Genomic DNA, 17833 nt, shown 5'->3' with positions numbered 1-17833 from the left:
AAGTTAAATCAGGATGCCTGAAAATCGGCACAGGGGTGAGGAATTACCTCCCGCATCTATAAAAAGGAGTTAACAAAAGATGTTAGATGCAAACAAATTACAGCAGGCAGTGGATCAGGCTTACACCCAATTTCACTCACTTAACGGCGGACAAAATGCCGATTACATTCCCTTTCTGGCGAATGTACCAGGTCAACTGGCGGCAGTGGCTATCGTGACCTGCGATGGCAACGTCTATAGTGCGGGTGACAGTGATTACCGCTTTGCACTGGAATCCATCTCTAAAGTCTGTACGTTAGCCCTTGCGTTAGAAGATGTCGGCCCGCAGGCGGTACAGGACAAAATTGGCGCTGACCCGACCGGATTGCCCTTTAACTCAGTTATCGCCTTAGAGTTGCATGGCGGCAAACCGCTTTCGCCACTGGTAAATGCTGGCGCTATTGCCACCACCAGCCTGATTAACGCTGAAAACGCCGAACAACGCTGGCAGCGAATTTTACATATCCAACAGCAACTGGCTGGTGAGCAGGTAGCGCTCTCTGACGAAGTCAACCAGTCGGAACAAACAACCAACTTCCATAACCGGGCCATTGCCTGGCTGCTGTACTCCGCCGGATATCTCTATTGTGATGCAATGGAAGCCTGTGACGTGTACACCCGTCAGTGCTCTACGCTCATCAATACTGTTGAACTGGCAACGCTTGGCGCGACGCTGGCGGCGGGTGGTGTGAATCCGTTGACGCATAAACGCGTTCTTCAGGCCGACAACGTGCCGTACATTCTGGCCGAAATGATGATGGAAGGGCTGTATGGTCGCTCCGGTGACTGGGCGTATCGCGTTGGTTTACCGGGCAAAAGCGGTGTAGGTGGCGGTATTCTGGCGGTCGTCCCTGGCGTGATGGGAATTGCCGCGTTCTCACCACCGCTGGACGAAGAAGGCAATAGTGTTCGCGGTCAAAAAATGGTGGCATCGGTCGCTAAGCAACTCGGCTATAACGTGTTTAAGGGCTGATCATGATGAACACGGAAGGTAATAACGGTAACAAACCCCTCGGTCTATGGAACGTCGTTTCCATCGGTATTGGGGCAATGGTGGGGGCGGGGATCTTCGCGCTGCTGGGGCAGGCTGCGTTGCTAATGGAAGCCTCGACCTGGGGCGCCTTTGCTTTTGGCGGTATTGTGGCGATGTTTTCCGGTTATGCCTATGCGCGTCTGGGGGCGAGCTATCCCAGCAATGGCGGTATTATCGACTTTTTTCGTCGCGGATTAGGCAACGGCGTCTTTTCGCTAGCGCTCTCGTTGCTATACCTGTTGACGCTGGCGGTGAGCATCGCCATGGTTGCCCGTGCTTTTGGCGCTTATGCCGTGCAGTTTTTGCATGAAGGCAGCCAGGAGGAGCACCTTATTTTGCTCTACGCGTTGGGGATCATTGCGGTGATGACGCTTTTCAACTCCTTAAGCAACCATGCGGTAGGGCGGCTGGAAGTGATCCTCGTCGGCATTAAAATGATGATCCTGTTATTGCTGATTATTGCCGGTGTCTGGTCGCTGCAACCGGCGCATATTTCCGTCTCTGCGCCCCCCAGCTCCGGTGCGTTCTTCTCCTGTATTGGGATAACCTTCCTTGCCTATGCGGGCTTTGGCATGATGGCGAACGCGGCGGATAAAGTGAAAGATCCGCAGGTCATTATGCCACGGGCGTTTCTGGTGGCGATTGGCGTTACCACGTTGCTTTATATCTCGCTGGCGCTGGTTTTGCTTAGCGATGTATCGGCATTAGAGTTAGAAAAATATGCTGATACCGCCGTAGCGCAGGCTGCTTCTCCGCTGCTCGGGCATGTGGGTTATGTGATCGTCGTCATCGGCGCTTTACTGGCGACGGCTTCAGGCATTAACGCGAACCTGTTCGCCGTGTTTAACATCATGGACAACATGGGCAGCGAACGCGAACTGCCGAAGCTAATGAATAAATCCCTGTGGCGGCAGAGTACCTGGGGCAACATCATCGTCGTGGTGTTGATAATGCTGATGACGGCGGCGCTAAATTTAGACTCACTCGCCAGCGTTGCCAGCGCCACCTTTTTGATCTGCTATCTGGCGGTGTTTGTGGTGGCGATCCGCCTGCGTCATGATATTCACGCCTCGTTGCCGATTCTTATCGTTGGTACGTTGGTGATGTTGTTGGTGATCGTTGGCTTTATCTACAGCCTGTGGTCCCAGGGCAGCCGTGCGTTGATATGGATTATTGGTGCAATCTTACTCAGCCTTATTGTGGCAATGGTCATGAAGCGTAATAAAACCGTATAACACCTCTCTGTGCGCAGTACTTCCTGTATTATTGTGGTGGCGGTCGATATTCGCACTGGCAAAAAAACGTGCTTGAATATCTGTTGAAACCCTTTAACAAAGCACAGGAGGCGTTGCGCGAACGATGAACATCAGCGATGTAGCAAAAATTACCGGCCTGACCAGCAAAGCCATTCGCTTCTATGAAGAGAAGGGGCTGGTGACGCCGCCGATGCGCAGCGAAAACGGTTATCGCACCTACACGCAGCAGCATCTCAACGAACTGACCTTACTGCGCCAGGCACGGCAGGTGGGCTTTAACCTGGAAGAGAGCGGCGAGCTGGTGAATCTGTTTAACGACCCGCAGCGGCACAGCGCCGACGTCAAACGGCGCACGCTGGAGAAGGTGGCGGAGATCGAACGACACATTGAGGAGCTGCAATCCATGCGCGACCAGCTGCTGGCACTGGCGAATGCCTGCCCTGGCGATGACAGCGCCGACTGCCCGATTATCGAAAATCTCTCCGGCTGCTGTCATCATCGGGCAGGGTGATTAAGACGAGACGGCTCGGATATGTAGGGTTATCCCTTCTATCGCAATGACTTCAACATACGTACCTGCACCGAGATCCTCGCTGGCGCTGACAGGCCATGAACTGTCACCGACGCGCATATGACCGCGCCCGTTGACCAGCGGAGATTCCAGCACAAAACGTCGGCCAATCAGCTGCTGCCCGCGCTGGTTTAAATGACTATCGCTGTGCTTTTGTTCGCGCACCCGCCGCGACAACCATTTCCACCACAGCCAGGCGGCGAGCAGCGTCAGGATGGCAAACATTACCCCTTGCCACTCCCAACCCAGCGGCACCAGCCAGACCACCAGGCCGGTAATCACCGCTGCCACGCCGCTCCACAACAAATAACCATTTCCGCCCAGCATCTCGGCTGCCAGCAGCAACCCGCCGAGACTGAGCCAGAAAATATGTGGATGAACGACCATTAACTCCATCATGGCTGAGTCCGTTTGTTGGCGCTGTCTTTCACCAGCTCGGCAATCCCGGCAATCGACCCCATCAGGCTGCTGGCCTCTAATGGCATCATCACTACTTTGCTGTTACTGGAGGAACCGATCTGCTGTAACGCTTCGGTGTATTTTTGCGCTACGAAGTAGTTCACCGCCTGAATATCACCGGAGGCGATAGCTTCAGACACCATTTTGGTGGCGCGGGCTTCTGCTTCGGCGGAACGTTCACGCGCTTCAGCCTGTAAAAACGCCGACTGACGTTCGCCTTCCGCTTTCAGGATTTGCGACTGTTTTTCACCTTCGGCTTTGAGGATTTCCGCCTGACGGATCCCTTCCGCTTCAAGAATGTAAGCGCGTTTGGTACGTTCCGCTTTCATCTGCGCGTTCATTGAAGAGATAAGCTCTGCCGGTGGGCGCACGTCGCGAATTTCAATACGGGTGACTTTAATCCCCCACGGGTTGGTGGCTTCATCGACAATACGCAGCAGGCGTGAGTTGATGCTGTCGCGCTGAGAGAGCATTTCGTCAAGTTCCATTGAACCCAACACGGTACGGATGTTAGTCATGGTCAGGTTGATGATCGCCAGCTCCAGATTGCTGACTTCATAGGCAGCGCGTGGCGCGTCAATCACCTGAATAAAACAGACTGCGTCGATGGTAACGTTGGCGTTATCTTTCGAGATAACTTCCTGGGAAGGGATATCGAGCACTTGCTCCATCATATTGATCTTGCGACCAATGCGATCCATAAACGGCACCACCAGACTGAGCCCCGGCTGTAACGTTTTGGTATAGCGACCAAAACGTTCTACCGTCCATTGATAGCCCTGCGGCACGATTTTGACGCCCGCGCCGACAATGACCAGCGCGACAAAAATGAGAATCGGGATAAAGATAAGCATCGGAAAAACCTCCTGTTGTACCGTCCATAATCAGCAAAATTGCTGCTTGATTAAACAAATTATACCTGATTACTGAAAGAGAGTTCCCCCTTATTCCTGCGAAGGATAAACTGTTTTTAGTAAAAATCAGAAAAAGGGAACAGCGATGCAGGAAAATAGTCCTTTGCTTCAGCTACAAAACGTAGGATATCTGGCGGGTGATACGAAGATTCTTAATAACATCAATTTTTCGCTGCGTGCTGGCGAATTTAAGTTAATTACCGGTCCTTCTGGTTGTGGCAAAAGTACGCTGCTAAAAATAGTTGCTTCATTGATCAGCCCAACCAGCGGAACGTTACTGTTTGAAGGTGAGGATGTCAGCACACTAAAACCAGAAATCTACCGCCAGCAAGTCTCTTACTGCGCCCAGACGCCGACGCTGTTTGGCGATACGGTATACGATAATCTGATCTTTCCCTGGCAGATCCGTGACCAGCAGCCTGACCCGGCCATTTTTCTCGATTTTCTCGAACGCTTCGCTTTGCCGGACAGCATTTTGACGAAGAATATCGCCGAGCTATCTGGTGGTGAAAAACAACGCATCTCATTGATTCGTAACCTACAATTTATGCCGAAGGTTTTATTGCTGGATGAAATAACCAGTGCGCTGGATGAAAGTAATAAACATAACGTCAATGAGATGATCCATCGTTATGTGCGCGAGCAAAATATTGCCGTGCTGTGGGTGACACACGATAAAGACGAAATTAATCATGCGGATAAAGTGATTACACTGCAACCGCATGCCGGAGAAATGCAGGAAGCACGCTATGAACTCGCATAATATTACTAACGAATCATTAGCACTGGCATTAATGCTGGTGGTGGTGGCAATCTTAATTAGCCATAAAGAAAAACTGGCGCTGGAGAAAGATATTCTCTGGAGCGTCGGGCGAGCGATAATTCAGCTGATTATTGTCGGCTATGTGCTGAAGTATATTTTCAGCGTGGATGATGCCAGCCTGACATTATTGATGGTGTTATTTATCTGCTTTAATGCGGCGTGGAACGCGCAAAAACGCAGTAAATATATTGCTAAAGCTTTTATCTCATCGTTTATTGCCATTACGGTCGGGGCGGGAATTACCCTGGCGGTGCTGATTCTCTCAGGGTCGATTGAATTTATCCCGATGCAGGTGATCCCTGTCGCCGGGATGATTGCCGGTAACGCCATGGTAGCGGTGGGGTTGTGTTACAACAATTTAGGGCAACGGGTCATTAGCGAACAGCAACAGATTCAGGAGAAACTGAGTCTTGGCGCGACGCCGAAGCAGGCTTCAGCGATATTGATTCGCGACAGTATTCGCGCGGCTTTAATTCCGACGGTCGATTCAGCAAAAACGGTTGGCTTAGTGAGTTTACCAGGAATGATGTCCGGGCTGATATTTGCCGGGATTGATCCGGTGAAGGCGATTAAATATCAGATTATGGTGACCTTTATGCTGCTCTCAACCGCCAGCTTGTCGACCATTATTGCCTGCTATTTAACCTATCGTAAGTTTTATAATTCGCGCCACCAGTTGGTGGTGACTCAATTGAAGAAGAAATGATGCGATGCCGGATGCGCAGCATCGCATCCGGCGTTGTGGTTCATGTGCCGAACAACGGAATATCAATACAACAATGCATACAGCTGGCGGCGATACTTCGACGCCAGTGCATCACCCGTACCCAGCGCAGCGAGGATCTCCTGGAACGTTTTACGCGTCTGACCGTCTGCGGCGGTGAGATCTTTACGCAGATGCCCGAACAGCAACTCCAGCGCCTCTTCATTGCGCCCAACCTGATGCAGTTGCAGCGCCAGTTGCGTCGCCAGTGCGGCATCTTCTGGATTCTCCGCCACCTGCTGTTGCAACTGTTGAATTTCCGGCTTATCAGCCGCCTGCTTCAGCAGTTCGATTTGCGCTACCAGCCCCTGGTAGCGGGTGTCCTGATCCTGCAACGGAATGGTTTTCAGCACCGCTTCCGCATCTTCAGAACGGTTCAGCGCAATCAGCGTTTCTGCCAGCAGCAGGCCGATCTCCCCGTTCTGATTCGACAACTGCCAGGCGTCTTTCAGCAATGGCAGGGCATCGGTGTAATTGCCTTCCTGCATCAGTTGCATCGCCTGCTGCGCTTTCAGCTCTTCTTCGCGCGGCAGCACTTTATCCAGCAGGGCGCGGATCGCCTCTTCCGGTTGCGGCCCCTGGAAGCCATCTACCGGTTGCCCGTTCTGGAACAGATACACGGTCGGAATCGCGCGCAGACCAAACTGGGCGGCAATCATCTGCTCCGCGTCGCAGTCCAGCTTCGCCAGAATAAATTGCCCGTTGTACTGCGCCGCGAGGCTTTCCAGGATCGGGGTTAACTGCAAACAGTGCTGGCTACGTTCAGACCAAAAATAGAACAGCACCGGAGTGGTCATCGACTGTTCAAGAACCTGTTGCAGGTTAGATTCGTTAATGTTGACAATATTTTCTACGGACATGGAGTCGCTCTCTGTTGTCGATATTTTCTTTGACATGGGGGCTTAAGCGCGCGCTTCAACTCACCCCTGCAATATTTTGTCCATCACGCGCCCAGGCAGCAGGCGCTCGAGCACCATTACTGCCCAGGTCACCAGCGTTACCGGATAGCGCATCTTCGGCTTCTCGCTAATAAAAGCATGGCGCACTTTGTCGACCACCGCTTCCGGTCCCAACGTAAAGCGGGCGGCGATGCCGGGATTTTCGACTGGTTTATCACTTTGCGTCTGGTTGACGTTGTCGGTGAAGCGAGTACGAATGGGACCGGGTTCGATCAGGCTGACTTTAATTCCGCTGTGGCGTAGCTCCATGCGCAGCGCGTCTGACCACGCCTCCAGCGCATATTTACTGGCCGCGTAAGCGCCACGACCCGGCGTGGAGATTAATCCCATCACCGATGATGTCATCACAATACGCCCTTCACCGTGCGGTAACATCGCGGGTAACAGGCGCATGGTGAGCTGGTGTGCGCCGAAAAAGTTGGCGGAAAACTGCTGTTCCATCTGCGCACGGCTGATGGTGGAAAGGGGGCCATACATGCCGAATCCGGCATTGTTAAAGATCCCATACAGACAATTATCGGTCAGGGCGATCACCTCGTCTGCTGCGCGATTAACACTTTCTGGTGAATCCAGATCGATCAACACGCCGGTAAATCCCATGTTGTTCATACGCTCAACATCATTCGGTTTTCGGCAACCTGCCAGCACATGAAAACCCTGGCGTTTTAATTCGAGCGCGCTTTCCAGGCCAATTCCACTGGAACATCCGGTAATTAAGACCGATTTTTGCATAACTTTACCTGTCAGGATCTCCGTTGCTTTATGAGTCATGATTTACTAAAGGCTGCAACTGCTTCGCCATCCAGTCGGCAATAAACGGCTGGGCGTCGCGGTTGGGATGAATACCGTCATCCTGCATCCATTGTGGCTTGAGGTAGACCTCTTCCATAAAAAAGGGCAGCAGCGGAACATCAAACTCTTTGGCGAGTTTGGGGTAAATGGCGCTAAAGGCTTCATTATAACGGCGACCATAGTTTGCAGGCAGACGTATTTGCATTAACAATGGTTCAGCGTTGGCGGCTTTGACATCCTGCAAAATCTGGCGCAGCGTTTGCTCGGTTTGCTGTGGCTGAAAACCACGCAAACCATCATTGCGCCCAGTTCAACCAGCACCCAACGCGGCTGATGCTGTTTGAGCAGAGCCGGAAGGCGCGCCAGCCCTTGTTGCGAGGTGTCGCCGCTGATGCTGGCATTAACTACCGACGTTTTACTCTGCCACTTATCATTCAACAAGGCAGGCCAGGCCGCGCTGGCAGACATTCGATATCCGGCGCTCAGGCTATCACCCAGAATCAATAACGTGTCCGCTGCGGCGGCACGGAAGGTTAACAGGACCAGGAACAGGAAGGGCAAATGCCAGCGGAAAACATTGTTGAAGTTCATCATCTTAAGAAGTCCGTCGGTCAGGGGGAGCATGAACTCTCCATCCTCACCGGAGTTGAGCTGGTTGTCAAACGTGGCGAGACCATCGCACTGGTGGGCGAGTCGGGATCGGGTAAGTCAACCTTGCTGGCGATCCTCGCCGGGCTTGATGACGGCAGCAGTGGCGAAGTGAGTCTGGTGGGACAACCGCTACATAATATGGACGAAGAAGCGCGGGCAAAGTTGCGCGCGAAGCACGTCGGCTTTGTTTTTCAGTCATTTATGTTAATTCCTACCCTTAACGCGCTGGAAAACGTCGAGCTTCCGGCTCTGCTGCGCGGTGAGAGTAGCGCGGAAAGTCGTAACGGGGCGAAAGCGTTGCTCGAACAGTTAGGGCTGGGTAAACGTCTGGATCATCTTCCGGCACAGCTTTCCGGCGGTGAACAGCAACGAGTGGCGCTGGCACGAGCCTTTAATGGTCGACCTGATGTGCTGTTTGCCGACGAACCCACCGGCAACCTTGACCGCCAGACGGGCGATAAAATTGCCGACCTGCTGTTTTCCCTCAACCGTGAACATGGCACCACGTTGATTATGGTGACCCACGACCTGCAACTGGCGGCACGCTGCGACCGCTGCTTACGGCTGGTGAACGGGCAGTTGCAGGAGGAAGCATGATTGCACGTTGGTTCTGGCGCGAATGGCGTTCGCCGTCGCTATTAATTGTCTGGCTGGCGCTAAGCCTGGCGGTGGCCTGCGTGCTGGCGCTGGGCAATATCAGCGATCGCATGGAGAAGGGCTTAAGCCAGCAAAGCCGTGAGTTTATGGCGGGCGATCGGGCGTTGCGCAGTTCACGCGAAGTGCCGCAAGCGTGGCTGGAGGAAGCGCAAAAGCGCGGCCTGAAAGTCGGCAAGCAGCTGACTTTCGCCACAATGACCTTTGCAGGCGACACACCGCAGCTGGCGAACGTCAAAGCGGTGGATGATATCTACCCGATGTATGGCGATCTGCAAACTAATCCCCCTGGCCTGAAACCGCAGGCGGGCAGCGTATTGCTGGCCCCACGCCTGATGGCACTGCTTAACCTGAAAACGGACGACACCATTGACGTGGGCGATGCCACCTTGCGGATTGCCGGAGAAGTGATTCAGGAACCGGATTCCGGTTTTAACCCCTTCCAGATGGCTCCGCGTCTGATGATGAATCTGGCGGATGTCGATAAAACCGGAGCCGTGCAGCCGGGGAGTCGGGTCACCTGGCGTTATAAATTCGGCGGCAACGAGAACCAGCTCGACGGCTATGAGAAATGGTTGTTACCTCAGCTTAAACCCGAACAACGCTGGTACGGTCTGGAACAGGACGAAGGCGCGCTGGGGCGATCGATGGAACGCTCGCAACAGTTCCTGCTGCTTTCGGCGCTTCTGACCTTGCTGCTGGCAGTGGCAGCGGTGGCGGTAGCGATGAATCATTACTGTCGCAGTCGCTACGATCTGGTGGCGATCCTCAAAACGCTGGGGGCAGGGCGAGCGCAACTGCGTAAGCTAATCGTCGGTCAGTGGTTGATGGTGCTGACGCTTTCAGCCGTTACCGGTGGGGCCATAGGCCTGTTGTTCGAAAACGTGTTGATGGTGCTGCTCAAGCCCGTTCTGCCTGCTGCACTACCGCCAGCCAGCCTCTGGCCGTGGCTGTGGGCGCTTGGCACCATGACGGTCATCTCGCTGCTGGTGGGGCTACGACCATACCGCTTGTTGCTGGCAACGCAGCCTTTACGCGTATTACGTAATGATGTGGTCGCGAACGTCTGGCCGCTGAAGTTTTATCTGCCGATTGTCAGTGTGGTGGTTGTGCTGCTGCTCGCCGGATTAATGGGTGGCAGCATGCTGCTTTGGGCGGTGCTGGCGGGCGCGGTAGTACTGGCTTTGCTGTGCGGTGTGCTGGGCTGGATGCTGCTGAATGTACTTCGCCGCATGACGCTGAAATCGCTGCCTCTGCGCCTGGCGGTTAGCCGCCTGTTACGTCAGCCGTGGTCAACGTTAAGCCAGCTTTCGGCATTTTCGCTCTCCTTTATGCTGCTGGCACTGCTGCTGGTGCTGCGTGGCGATCTGCTCGACCGCTGGCAGCAGCAGCTACCGCCAGAAAGCCCGAACTACTTTTTAATTAACATCGCCACAGAACAGGTAGCACCGCTAAAAGCGTTCCTCGCGGAACATCATATAGTCCCGGAATCATTTTATCCGGTAGTGCGGGCGCGGCTGACGGCGATTAACGATAAGCCGACAGAAGGTAATGAAGATGAGGCGCTTAATCGCGAACTCAATCTTACCTGGCAAAATACGCGGCCCGATCATAATCCGATTGTCGCCGGTAACTGGCCGCCAAAAGCCGATGAAGTGTCGATGGAAGAGGGGCTGGCGAAACGCTTAAACGTTGCCCTCGGTGATACCGTGACTTTTATGGGCGATACCCAGGAGTTCCGCGCTAAAGTGACCAGCCTGCGCAAAGTGGACTGGGAAAGTCTGCGGCCTAATTTCTATTTTATTTTCCCTGAAGGGGCATTAGACGGGCAACCGCAGAGCTGGCTTACCAGTTTCCGCTGGGAGAATGGCAACGGCATGTTGACGCAACTCAACCGCCAGTTCCCGACCATTAGCCTGTTAGACATTGGCGCGATTTTAAAACAGGTCGGTCAGGTGCTGGAGCAGGTAAGTCGGGCGCTGGAGGTGATGGTGGTGCTGGTCACCGCCTGCGGTATGTTGCTGTTGCTGGCACAGGTGCAGGTGGGAATGCGCCAGCGTCATCAGGAGCTGGTGGTATGGCGCACACTCGGTGCGGGGAAAAAACTGCTGCGCACGACATTGTGGTGTGAGTTCGCCATGCTTGGGTTTGTTTCCGGCCTGGTGGCCGCAATTGGTGCGGAAACGGCACTGGCAGTGTTGCAGGCGAAAGTGTTTGATTTCCCGTGGGAGCCAGACTGGCGATTGTGGATTGTTCTGCCGTGCAGCGGTGCGCTGCTGCTGTCGCTTTTCGGCGGCTGGCTGGGTGCGCGACTGGTTAAGGGTAAGGCGCTGTTCAGGCAGTTTGTGGGGTGATGACAGGTGTTAGATTGCCTGATGCGCTACGCTTATCAGGCCTACGAAGAGCGTGCAATATATTGATTTTGCAAGATTGTGTAGGCCGGATAAGGCGTTTACGCCGCATCTGGCATGAACAGTGTGCATTTTGGCAATAAATATGAAACCAACTGTCATGTCGGTTTTTTTAAAGGCCGAAGGAGGTAAACCTTCGGCCTTAGCTACGTTTCCTCAGTTATTCAATAAACTGACGGATCAGTTCCAGCAGCGCGATTAGCGCCTTAAGAACGATGAGAACTTTATCGAGAAAAGTTTTCATCCGTTGCTCCCTTAAGGGAGAAAGACAATCACAGCTTACCCTTACGTTGCCTGTAACTATGATTTTCTTCATGTGCTAGATGAGGACTGCCTCTCTCCAAATTAGAGCACCAGAATCAGCACCACCTGTATCCTGACCAGGACTTAAAAGTACTTTTCCGCACTGCGGTAATCCCTTGAGGCAGTATCACTACTAGCGTCGGGATTGTATCGCCAACATAGCTGTTTGAATATGTAGGCATCCTGACTTATAATTCACTTGCTAGATGAGGACTGTTTAATTTCTGCCCGGAACAACCAAGTCTTGGGCGGAAAAAATAAAAAAACCGACTGTCATGTCGGTTTTTTATATCTGTATTCTGGTGCAACCATTTTGTTCTCACGACAATCGCCGTTTCAGAATACCGCCCATCACTGCGCCTTAACCCATACCGCCACTTCCGCCCACTCACCGCGAAAGACAACTTTTTCCGCTTTTTTCTCAAGCTGATAGCGATACATTGGGTCGTAATATTCTTTAAGTAACGGCACCAGCCAGGCCAGATGACCGTCGGTGCTGCCGGTGGTGAGTTGCGTTGTCAGCGCCGTATCCAGCTGGGCAGCGAGTTCGTTATAGCGCTGTAACCCCAGCCGACGCTTAATCGCCGAAAGTCCGTGATGCAGGTATTCGCAATATTCCTGCCAGCCCTGTTCGTCGCCATAAGCGTGGGTAAAATCATGATGCATACGCAAGAAATACTCTTCATTCAGGCGTTCAAGACGGATCTCAAACGGATCTTCTACCACCGCAATCGCCGCCTGAGTCATTCGCTCGCGCAGACATTCCGGCAGGTGATTCGAACCGATCATCCGGCTTTCATCTTCCAGCACCCACAGGCGCAAATCCTGACGGGCGTCGGTTTTTAGCATTTCGGCAGCCAGCAGGTTTTCAAAACTCGCCTGGCTAAGTTGTGGTTGTAACGTGCGACCAAACGCCGAACCGCGATGACGCGCCAGCCCTTCCAGATCAACACCGTTTGGCTGTTGTTGCACTAATAGCGTTTTACCGCTGCCGGTACAACCGCCAATCAGCACTATCGGTTTTTGTGCCAGTTCAATGGTCGCCTGAATCGCGGTCTGGCGCAGTGCCTTATAACCGCCTTCCACCAGCGGATAATCAATCCCCGCTTCATGCAGCCAGCGTTGCACAATATGTGAACGTTGACCGCCACGGGCGCAGCAGAGAATACCTTGCGGATTTTGCAGGCACGCTGCCCGCCAGGCGTACATACGCTGCTGACGAATTTCACCCGCCACCAGTTTATGCCCCAGCGCCAGCGCTGCGTCTGAGCCTTGCTGTTTATAGCAGGTGCCAACGGCGGCGCGTTCATCGTTATTCATTAACGGCAGATTGATAGCGGCGGGCATTGCGCCTTGCTCAAACTCGATAGGGGCGCGAACATCAATAATGGGCGTATCAGCAATCAGCAGGGCACGATAGTCCTGTTCCGTGTGTCTCTCTTGCATAGTTAAAAGTGAACCTCAAATCAGCTTGCGCGCTATTTTACGCGCCAACGCGCAAGGAAACTTGATTTTTAACTGCGTGGGTTGCCGAAAATTTCTAAAAATCCGCTGATTTCCGGCCTGTGTTGGGTAAACAAGGTCACAATATCTTCTACCGCTTTGCCGCTGCCAAATTTGCGCCATGCCAGACTCAATGGCGAAGGAGGGCGCATCGTTGGGATTACCCGGCTGACCAGTTGTTGATTATCGATCATTGACTGGCAAAGTGATTTTGGCAAAAAACCAATGCCAACACCCGCCAGATGGGCGGCGATTTTCGTTTCCATATCGGGAACAATAATCTCTTTTTGCCCCGGCAATCGCCAGGCGACGCGTTTGGTTAAGGTGCGGGCGCTGTCTTCAATATTGACCGCCGGAAAGCGACGCAACTGCGCTTCTGTTAGCGGCTCTTCAACGTTCGCCAGCGGATGATCCGCCGCCATGACAAATCGCCATTGCACCGATCCTAAGGGATCAAGACTAAAGGTATTTGCCAGCGCCTCAGTTCCCGTGACCCCGATAGCCAGCGAAAAACCTTCGTACAATAGCGAGTCCCAGACGCCCATATAGATTTGTCGGGAGATGTGAAACTGGGTAAAGGGGTAACGCTCATTCAGCCACGCCAGCAACTGGGCGACGGCCTGGGGGTTATAGAGCAGGTTGTTGATGACAATATTCACCTGGCGTTCCACGCCATCATTCACCTGTTGCAGCTCGCTGGGCATACTTTCCAGCCAGCTCAGCCAGTCTCTGGCCTGGGAAAGTAGATGCTCGCCAGCCGCTGTCAACGTTACGCTACGAGTCGTACGGAAAAACAGCGCTACTCCGGTATTCTCTTCCAGAAGTTTAATGCGATAACTGATCGTCGCCGTGGTTTTACATAATCGTTCTGCCGCTTTTGAAAAACTTCCTGTTTCAGCAACCGCAATGAAAGTCCGCAAGGTTTCTGGATCGAACATCTTCAGGTATCCCCTTTTAAATCCGCAAGTTGCGTGATTTTCTTATCCTCTGATTTATCAGTATTTTTACATGATAATCCTGTTCAATTTGTGGACCAAATCTAGTTTTGGAAAAACATTCCAACTTTTGTATTGATGTTGTTCTCTTAAGGTTTTAGATTGCCTGTTATTGAAACCAAGCTGACCGGTCGGCGGTGGTTGAACGGAATTATGTTACAAGGACAAAAAGATGAAACTTCAGGTATTACCGTTAAGTCAGGAAGCCTTTAGTGCTTATGGCGACGTAATCGAAACGCAGCAACGGGATTTTTTCCATATTAACAATGGCCTGGTGGAGCGTTACCACGATTTGGCGCTGGTTGAGATTCTTGAGCAAGACCGTACGCTTATCAGCATTAACCGCGCGCAACCGGCGAATCTGCCGCTGACCATTCACGAACTCGAACGTCATCCGCTGGGCACTCAGGCCTTTATCCCAATGAAAGGTGAAGTGTTTGTGGTGGTCGTGGCGTTAGGCGACGACAAACCAGACCTGTCAACGCTGCGGGCGTTTATCACCAACGGTGAACAGGGGGTGAATTACCATCGTAACGTCTGGCATCACCCACTTTTCGCCTGGCAGCGCGTCACCGATTTTCTGACCATCGATCGCGGCGGCAGTGACAACTGTGATGTTGAAAGTATTCCTGAACAGGAACTCTGTTTTGCGTGACGCCTGCAACCGACTTGCATAAGATAAACTAATTGTTCATTGTTTATGCTCACTTGTAGGTCGGAGTTAACGTAGGTATGACGGAAGTTAGACGGCGCGGCAGGCCAGGACAGGCGGAGCCTGTGGCACAGAAGGGCGCACAGGCGTTAGAGCGGGGAATTGCGATTCTGCAATATCTGGAAAAAAGTGGGGGAAGTTCGTCGGTTAGCGATATTTCTCTCAATCTGGATTTGCCGCTCTCCACGACCTTTCGCTTGCTGAAGGTTTTACAAGCAGCGGATTTTGTCTATCAGGACAGTCAATTAGGCTGGTGGCATATAGGATTAGGTGTCTTTAACGTCGGTGCGGCGTACATCCATAACCGCGATGTCCTCTCCGTCGCCGGGCCGTTTATGCGCCGCCTGATGTTACTTTCCGGCGAAACGGTCAATGTCGCGATCCGTAACGGCAATGAAGCGGTATTAATTGGTCAGTTAGAGTGTAAATCGATGGTCAGGATGTGTGCGCCACTGGGCAGTCGTCTGCCGCTGCATGCTTCCGGTGCGGGCAAAGCGCTGCTTTATCCGCTGGCGGAAGAGGAGTTGATGAGCATCATTCTGCAAACCGGTTTGCAGCAGTTTACGCCAACTACGCTTGTGGATATGCCCACCTTGCTGAAGGACCTGGAACAAGCGCGTGAACTGGGCTATACCGTAGATAAAGAAGAGCATGTTGTAGGTCTGAATTGCATAGCTTCAGCAATTTACGATGATGTCGGTAGCGTTGTTGCCGCTATCTCCATCTCCGGGCCTTCATCAAGACTGACAGAAGATCGTTTTGTCAGTCAGGGTGAGCTGGTCAGAGACACCGCCCGCGATATCAGCACGGCGTTGGGACTGAAAGCACATCCATAGTGTCTGTCGCATCCCGCTCTGCGGAGCGGGTTTTTTTGACAAAATTTAAAAGTTGGAAAATTTTTCCAATTAATAGAGGTAGGAATAAAATGGCAAAAATGAGAGCCGTTGACGCGGCAATGTATGTGCTGGAGAAAGAAGGTATCACCACCGCCTTCGGCGTTCCGGGAGCTGCAATTAATCCGTTCTACTCAGCGATGCGTAAGCACGGCGGTATTCGTCACATTCTGGCGCGTCATGTGGAAGGTGTTTCGCACATGGCGGAAGGTTATACCCGCGCAACGGCAGGGAATATCGGCGTATGTCTGGGGACTTCCGGTCCTGCGGGCACGGACATGATCACCGCGCTCAATTCCGCTTCTGCTGATTCCATTCCTATTCTGTGCATTACCGGCCAGGCACCGCGCGCCCGTCTGCATAAAGAAGATTTTCAGGCCGTAGATATTGAAGCAATTGCTAAACCGGTCAGCAAAATGGCGGTTACAGTTCGTGAAGCGGCGCTGGTGCCTCGCGTGCTGCAACAGGCATTTCACCTGATGCGTTCTGGTCGTCCGGGTCCGGTACTGGTGGATTTACCGTTCGACGTTCAGGTTGCGGAAATCGAGTTTGATCCTGACATGTACGAACCGCTGCCGGTCTACAAACCTGCTGCCAGCCGTATGCAGATCGAAAAAGCTGTAGAAATGTTAATCCAGGCCGAACGTCCGGTGATTGTTGCCGGGGGCGGGGTAATCAATGCTGATGCAGCTGCACTGTTACAACAGTTTGCTGAACTGACCAGCGTTCCGGTGATCCCAACGCTGATGGGCTGGGGCTGTATCCCGGACGATCATGAACTGATGGCCGGGATGGTCGGTCTGCAAACCGCGCATCGTTACGGTAACGCAACGTTGCTGGCGTCCGACATGGTGTTTGGTATCGGTAACCGTTTTGCTAACCGTCATACCGGTTCGGTAGAGAAATACACCGAAGGGCGCAAAATCGTTCATATTGATATTGAGCCGACGCAAATTGGTCGCGTGCTGTGTCCGGATCTCGGCATTGTCTCTGATGCTAAAGCGGCGCTGACACTGCTGGTTGAAGTGGCGCAGGAGATGCAAAAAGCGGGTCGTCTGCCGTGTCGTAAAGAATGGGTCGCCGACTGCCAGCAGCGTAAACGCACTTTGCTGCGCAAAACCCACTTCGACAACGTGCCGGTGAAACCGCAGCGCGTGTATGAAGAGATGAACAAAGCCTTTGGTCGCGATGTTTGTTATGTCACCACTATTGGTCTGTCACAAATCGCTGCGGCACAAATGCTGCATGTCTTTAAAGACCGCCACTGGATCAACTGTGGTCAGGCTGGTCCGTTAGGCTGGACGATTCCGGCGGCACTGGGGGTTTGTGCCGCTGATCCGAAACGCAATGTGGTGGCGATTTCTGGCGACTTTGACTTCCAGTTCCTGATTGAAGAGTTAGCCGTTGGCGCGCAGTTCAACATTCCGTACATCCATGTGCTGGTGAATAACGCCTATCTCGGCCTGATTCGTCAGTCACAACGCGCTTTTGACATGGACTACTGCGTGCAACTCGCTTTCGAGAATATCAACTCCAGTGAAGTGAATGGCTACGGTGTTGACCACGTAAAAGTAGCGGAAGGTTTAGGTTGTAAAGCTATTCGGGTCTTCAAACCGGAAGATATTGCGCCAGCCTTTGAACAGGCGAAAGCCTTAATGGCGCAATATCGGGTACCGGTAGTAGTGGAAGTTATTCTCGAGCGTGTGACCAATATTTCGATGGGCAGCGAACTGGATAACGTCATGGAATTTGAAGATATCGCCGATAACGCAGCGGATGCACCGACTGAAACCTGCTTCATGCACTATGAATAAGGGAGATAAATGATGTTACGTTTCTCTGCTAATTTATCGATGTTATTTGGTGAATATGATTTTCTCGCCCGTTTTGAGAAAGCTGCGCAGTGTGGTTTTCGCGGCGTTGAATTTATGTTTCCTTATGACTACGACATTGAAGAATTAAAACAGGTACTGGCGAGTAATAAACTCGAACATACGCTGCACAATTTACCGGCAGGTGACTGGGCGGCGGGCGAGCGCGGTATTGCCTGTATTCCTGGCCGTGAAGAAGAGTTTCGGGATGGCGTAGCAGCAGCGATTCGT

The 17833-nt window shown here is 52.6% G+C and carries 17 protein-coding genes and 3 pseudogenes; 12 read left to right on the top strand and 8 right to left on the bottom strand.

What is annotated here, in order from left to right:
* The first annotated feature begins 79 nt into the window (after nt 1–79).
* The 4 genes and pseudogenes from glsA (at nt 80) to cueR (ending at nt 2839) form a co-directional block, all read left to right on the top strand.
* Nucleotides 80–1012, top strand: coding sequence for a glutaminase A (gene glsA, locus ACUU1I_RS05010; protein WP_000883028.1), 933 nt, complete (start codon nt 80–82; stop codon nt 1010–1012).
* 2 nt (nt 1013–1014) lie between these two features.
* A complete protein-coding gene (locus ACUU1I_RS05005; RefSeq protein ID WP_000982149.1) occupies nt 1015–2307 on the top strand; it encodes an APC family permease in 1293 nt (430 codons plus the stop codon).
* Between the two features lie 30 nt (nt 2308–2337).
* Nucleotides 2338–2435 (top strand): annotated as a pseudogene (locus ACUU1I_RS05000) (hypothetical protein); the annotation flags it as partial.
* Nucleotides 2432–2839, top strand: coding sequence for a Cu(I)-responsive transcriptional regulator (cueR, locus tag ACUU1I_RS04995; RefSeq protein WP_001026747.1), 408 nt, complete (start codon nt 2432–2434; stop codon nt 2837–2839). The pseudogene ACUU1I_RS05000 and the gene cueR, both read left to right, overlap by 4 nt.
* On the opposite strand, the gene ACUU1I_RS04990 is transcribed toward cueR, so the two are convergent.
* Together ACUU1I_RS04990 and ACUU1I_RS04985 are read right to left on the bottom strand one after the other, a co-directional pair.
* A complete protein-coding gene (locus ACUU1I_RS04990; RefSeq protein ID WP_000970326.1) occupies nt 2840–3298 on the bottom strand; it encodes an NfeD family protein in 459 nt (152 codons plus the stop codon). It abuts the gene before it with no gap.
* Entirely contained in the window at nt 3295–4212 is a 918-nt protein-coding gene (locus ACUU1I_RS04985; RefSeq protein WP_000904502.1) for an SPFH domain-containing protein, read from the bottom strand. The genes ACUU1I_RS04990 and ACUU1I_RS04985 overlap by 4 nt, the downstream gene beginning before the upstream one ends.
* Nucleotides 4213–4357: 145 nt before the next feature.
* Here ACUU1I_RS04985 and fetA point away from each other — a divergent pair, with 145 nt between their 5' ends.
* Together fetA and fetB are read left to right on the top strand one after the other, a co-directional pair.
* Nucleotides 4358–5035: an iron efflux ABC transporter ATP-binding subunit FetA gene (fetA, locus tag ACUU1I_RS04980; protein ID WP_001157548.1), complete on the top strand. Its 678-nt coding sequence runs from the start codon at nt 4358–4360 to the stop codon at nt 5033–5035.
* The gene (gene fetB, locus ACUU1I_RS04975) at nt 5022–5801 is read left to right on the top strand and encodes an iron efflux ABC transporter permease subunit FetB (RefSeq protein ID WP_005066564.1); all 780 of its coding nucleotides are present in this window, start codon (nt 5022–5024) and stop codon (nt 5799–5801) included. Before fetA ends, fetB begins: the two co-directional genes overlap by 14 nt.
* A gap of 62 nt (nt 5802–5863) precedes the next feature.
* Here the strand turns inward: fetB and cnoX are convergent, their stop codons facing one another.
* From cnoX to tesA, 3 genes and pseudogenes are all read right to left on the bottom strand, one after another.
* Complete coding sequence (gene cnoX, locus ACUU1I_RS04970) at nt 5864–6718, bottom strand: chaperedoxin (RefSeq protein WP_005052961.1); 855 nt, start codon at nt 6716–6718, stop codon at nt 5864–5866.
* Between the two features lie 60 nt (nt 6719–6778).
* The gene (gene ybbO / locus ACUU1I_RS04965) at nt 6779–7588 is read right to left on the bottom strand and encodes an NADP(+)-dependent aldehyde reductase (protein ID WP_000148969.1); all 810 of its coding nucleotides are present in this window, start codon (nt 7586–7588) and stop codon (nt 6779–6781) included.
* Nucleotides 7578–8200 (bottom strand): annotated as a pseudogene (gene tesA, locus ACUU1I_RS04960) (multifunctional acyl-CoA thioesterase I/protease I/lysophospholipase L1). The gene ybbO and the pseudogene tesA overlap by 11 nt, the downstream one beginning before the upstream one ends.
* On the opposite strand from tesA, the gene ybbA reads away from it, so the two are divergent.
* Together ybbA and ybbP are read left to right on the top strand one after the other, a co-directional pair.
* On the top strand, nt 8171–8857 hold the full coding sequence (gene ybbA, locus ACUU1I_RS04955) for a putative ABC transporter ATP-binding protein YbbA (protein WP_001110573.1): 687 nt from the start codon (nt 8171–8173) through the stop codon (nt 8855–8857). The pseudogene tesA and the gene ybbA overlap by 30 nt on opposite strands.
* Entirely contained in the window at nt 8854–11268 is a 2415-nt protein-coding gene (gene ybbP / locus ACUU1I_RS04950) for a putative ABC transporter permease subunit YbbP (protein WP_000561815.1), read from the top strand. Before ybbA ends, ybbP begins: the two co-directional genes overlap by 4 nt.
* Nucleotides 11269–11485: 217 nt before the next feature.
* On the opposite strand, the gene dinQ is transcribed toward ybbP, so the two are convergent.
* The 3 genes from dinQ to allS all read right to left on the bottom strand — a co-directional run bounded on the left by dinQ (nt 11486) and on the right by allS (nt 14069).
* Nucleotides 11486–11569: a damage-inducible type I toxin DinQ gene (gene dinQ / locus ACUU1I_RS04945; protein WP_349808740.1), complete on the bottom strand. Its 84-nt coding sequence runs from the start codon at nt 11567–11569 to the stop codon at nt 11486–11488.
* 410 nt (nt 11570–11979) lie between these two features.
* On the bottom strand, nt 11980–13074 hold the full coding sequence (gene mnmH / locus ACUU1I_RS04940) for a tRNA 2-selenouridine(34) synthase MnmH (protein WP_001158007.1): 1095 nt from the start codon (nt 13072–13074) through the stop codon (nt 11980–11982).
* A gap of 68 nt (nt 13075–13142) precedes the next feature.
* The gene (allS, locus tag ACUU1I_RS04935; protein WP_000460142.1) at nt 13143–14069 is read right to left on the bottom strand and encodes an HTH-type transcriptional activator AllS; all 927 of its coding nucleotides are present in this window, start codon (nt 14067–14069) and stop codon (nt 13143–13145) included.
* 229 nt (nt 14070–14298) lie between these two features.
* Here allS and allA point away from each other — a divergent pair, with 229 nt between their 5' ends.
* The 4 genes and pseudogenes from allA to ACUU1I_RS04915 form a co-directional block, all read left to right on the top strand.
* On the top strand, nt 14299–14781 hold the full coding sequence (allA, locus tag ACUU1I_RS04930; RefSeq protein ID WP_000776388.1) for an ureidoglycolate lyase: 483 nt from the start codon (nt 14299–14301) through the stop codon (nt 14779–14781).
* 77 nt (nt 14782–14858) lie between these two features.
* A complete protein-coding gene (gene allR, locus ACUU1I_RS04925; protein WP_000141275.1) occupies nt 14859–15674 on the top strand; it encodes an HTH-type transcriptional repressor AllR in 816 nt (271 codons plus the stop codon).
* 89 nt (nt 15675–15763) lie between these two features.
* Complete coding sequence (gene gcl / locus ACUU1I_RS04920; RefSeq protein WP_005066580.1) at nt 15764–17545, top strand: glyoxylate carboligase; 1782 nt, start codon at nt 15764–15766, stop codon at nt 17543–17545.
* Nucleotides 17546–17557: 12 nt separating this feature from the next.
* Nucleotides 17558–17833, top strand: a pseudogene (locus ACUU1I_RS04915) (hydroxypyruvate isomerase); the annotation flags it as partial.

It is taken from the genome of Shigella sp. SIG3, from assembly GCF_053555855.1.
Note: the sequence above shows the minus strand (reverse complement) of the source record. Positions and strands in the feature narration are given on the sequence as shown.

Coding starts and splice junctions, on each gene's coding strand:
- glsA (WP_000883028.1), top strand. CDS start 80: ATGTTAGATGCAAACAAATTACAGCAGGCAGTGGATCAGGCTTACACC.
- ACUU1I_RS05005 (WP_000982149.1), top strand. CDS start 1,015: ATGATGAACACGGAAGGTAATAACGGTAACAAACCCCTCGGTCTATGG.
- cueR (WP_001026747.1), top strand. CDS start 2,432: ATGAACATCAGCGATGTAGCAAAAATTACCGGCCTGACCAGCAAAGCC.
- ACUU1I_RS04990 (WP_000970326.1), bottom strand. CDS start 3,298: ATGATGGAGTTAATGGTCGTTCATCCACATATTTTCTGGCTCAGTCTC.
- ACUU1I_RS04985 (WP_000904502.1), bottom strand. CDS start 4,212: ATGCTTATCTTTATCCCGATTCTCATTTTTGTCGCGCTGGTCATTGTC.
- fetA (WP_001157548.1), top strand. CDS start 4,358: ATGCAGGAAAATAGTCCTTTGCTTCAGCTACAAAACGTAGGATATCTG.
- fetB (WP_005066564.1), top strand. CDS start 5,022: ATGAACTCGCATAATATTACTAACGAATCATTAGCACTGGCATTAATG.
- cnoX (WP_005052961.1), bottom strand. CDS start 6,718: ATGTCCGTAGAAAATATTGTCAACATTAACGAATCTAACCTGCAACAG.
- ybbO (WP_000148969.1), bottom strand. CDS start 7,588: ATGACTCATAAAGCAACGGAGATCCTGACAGGTAAAGTTATGCAAAAA.
- ybbA (WP_001110573.1), top strand. CDS start 8,171: ATGCCAGCGGAAAACATTGTTGAAGTTCATCATCTTAAGAAGTCCGTC.
- ybbP (WP_000561815.1), top strand. CDS start 8,854: ATGATTGCACGTTGGTTCTGGCGCGAATGGCGTTCGCCGTCGCTATTA.
- dinQ (WP_349808740.1), bottom strand. CDS start 11,569: ATGAAAACTTTTCTCGATAAAGTTCTCATCGTTCTTAAGGCGCTAATC.
- mnmH (WP_001158007.1), bottom strand. CDS start 13,074: ATGCAAGAGAGACACACGGAACAGGACTATCGTGCCCTGCTGATTGCT.
- allS (WP_000460142.1), bottom strand. CDS start 14,069: ATGTTCGATCCAGAAACCTTGCGGACTTTCATTGCGGTTGCTGAAACA.
- allA (WP_000776388.1), top strand. CDS start 14,299: ATGAAACTTCAGGTATTACCGTTAAGTCAGGAAGCCTTTAGTGCTTAT.
- allR (WP_000141275.1), top strand. CDS start 14,859: ATGACGGAAGTTAGACGGCGCGGCAGGCCAGGACAGGCGGAGCCTGTG.
- gcl (WP_005066580.1), top strand. CDS start 15,764: ATGGCAAAAATGAGAGCCGTTGACGCGGCAATGTATGTGCTGGAGAAA.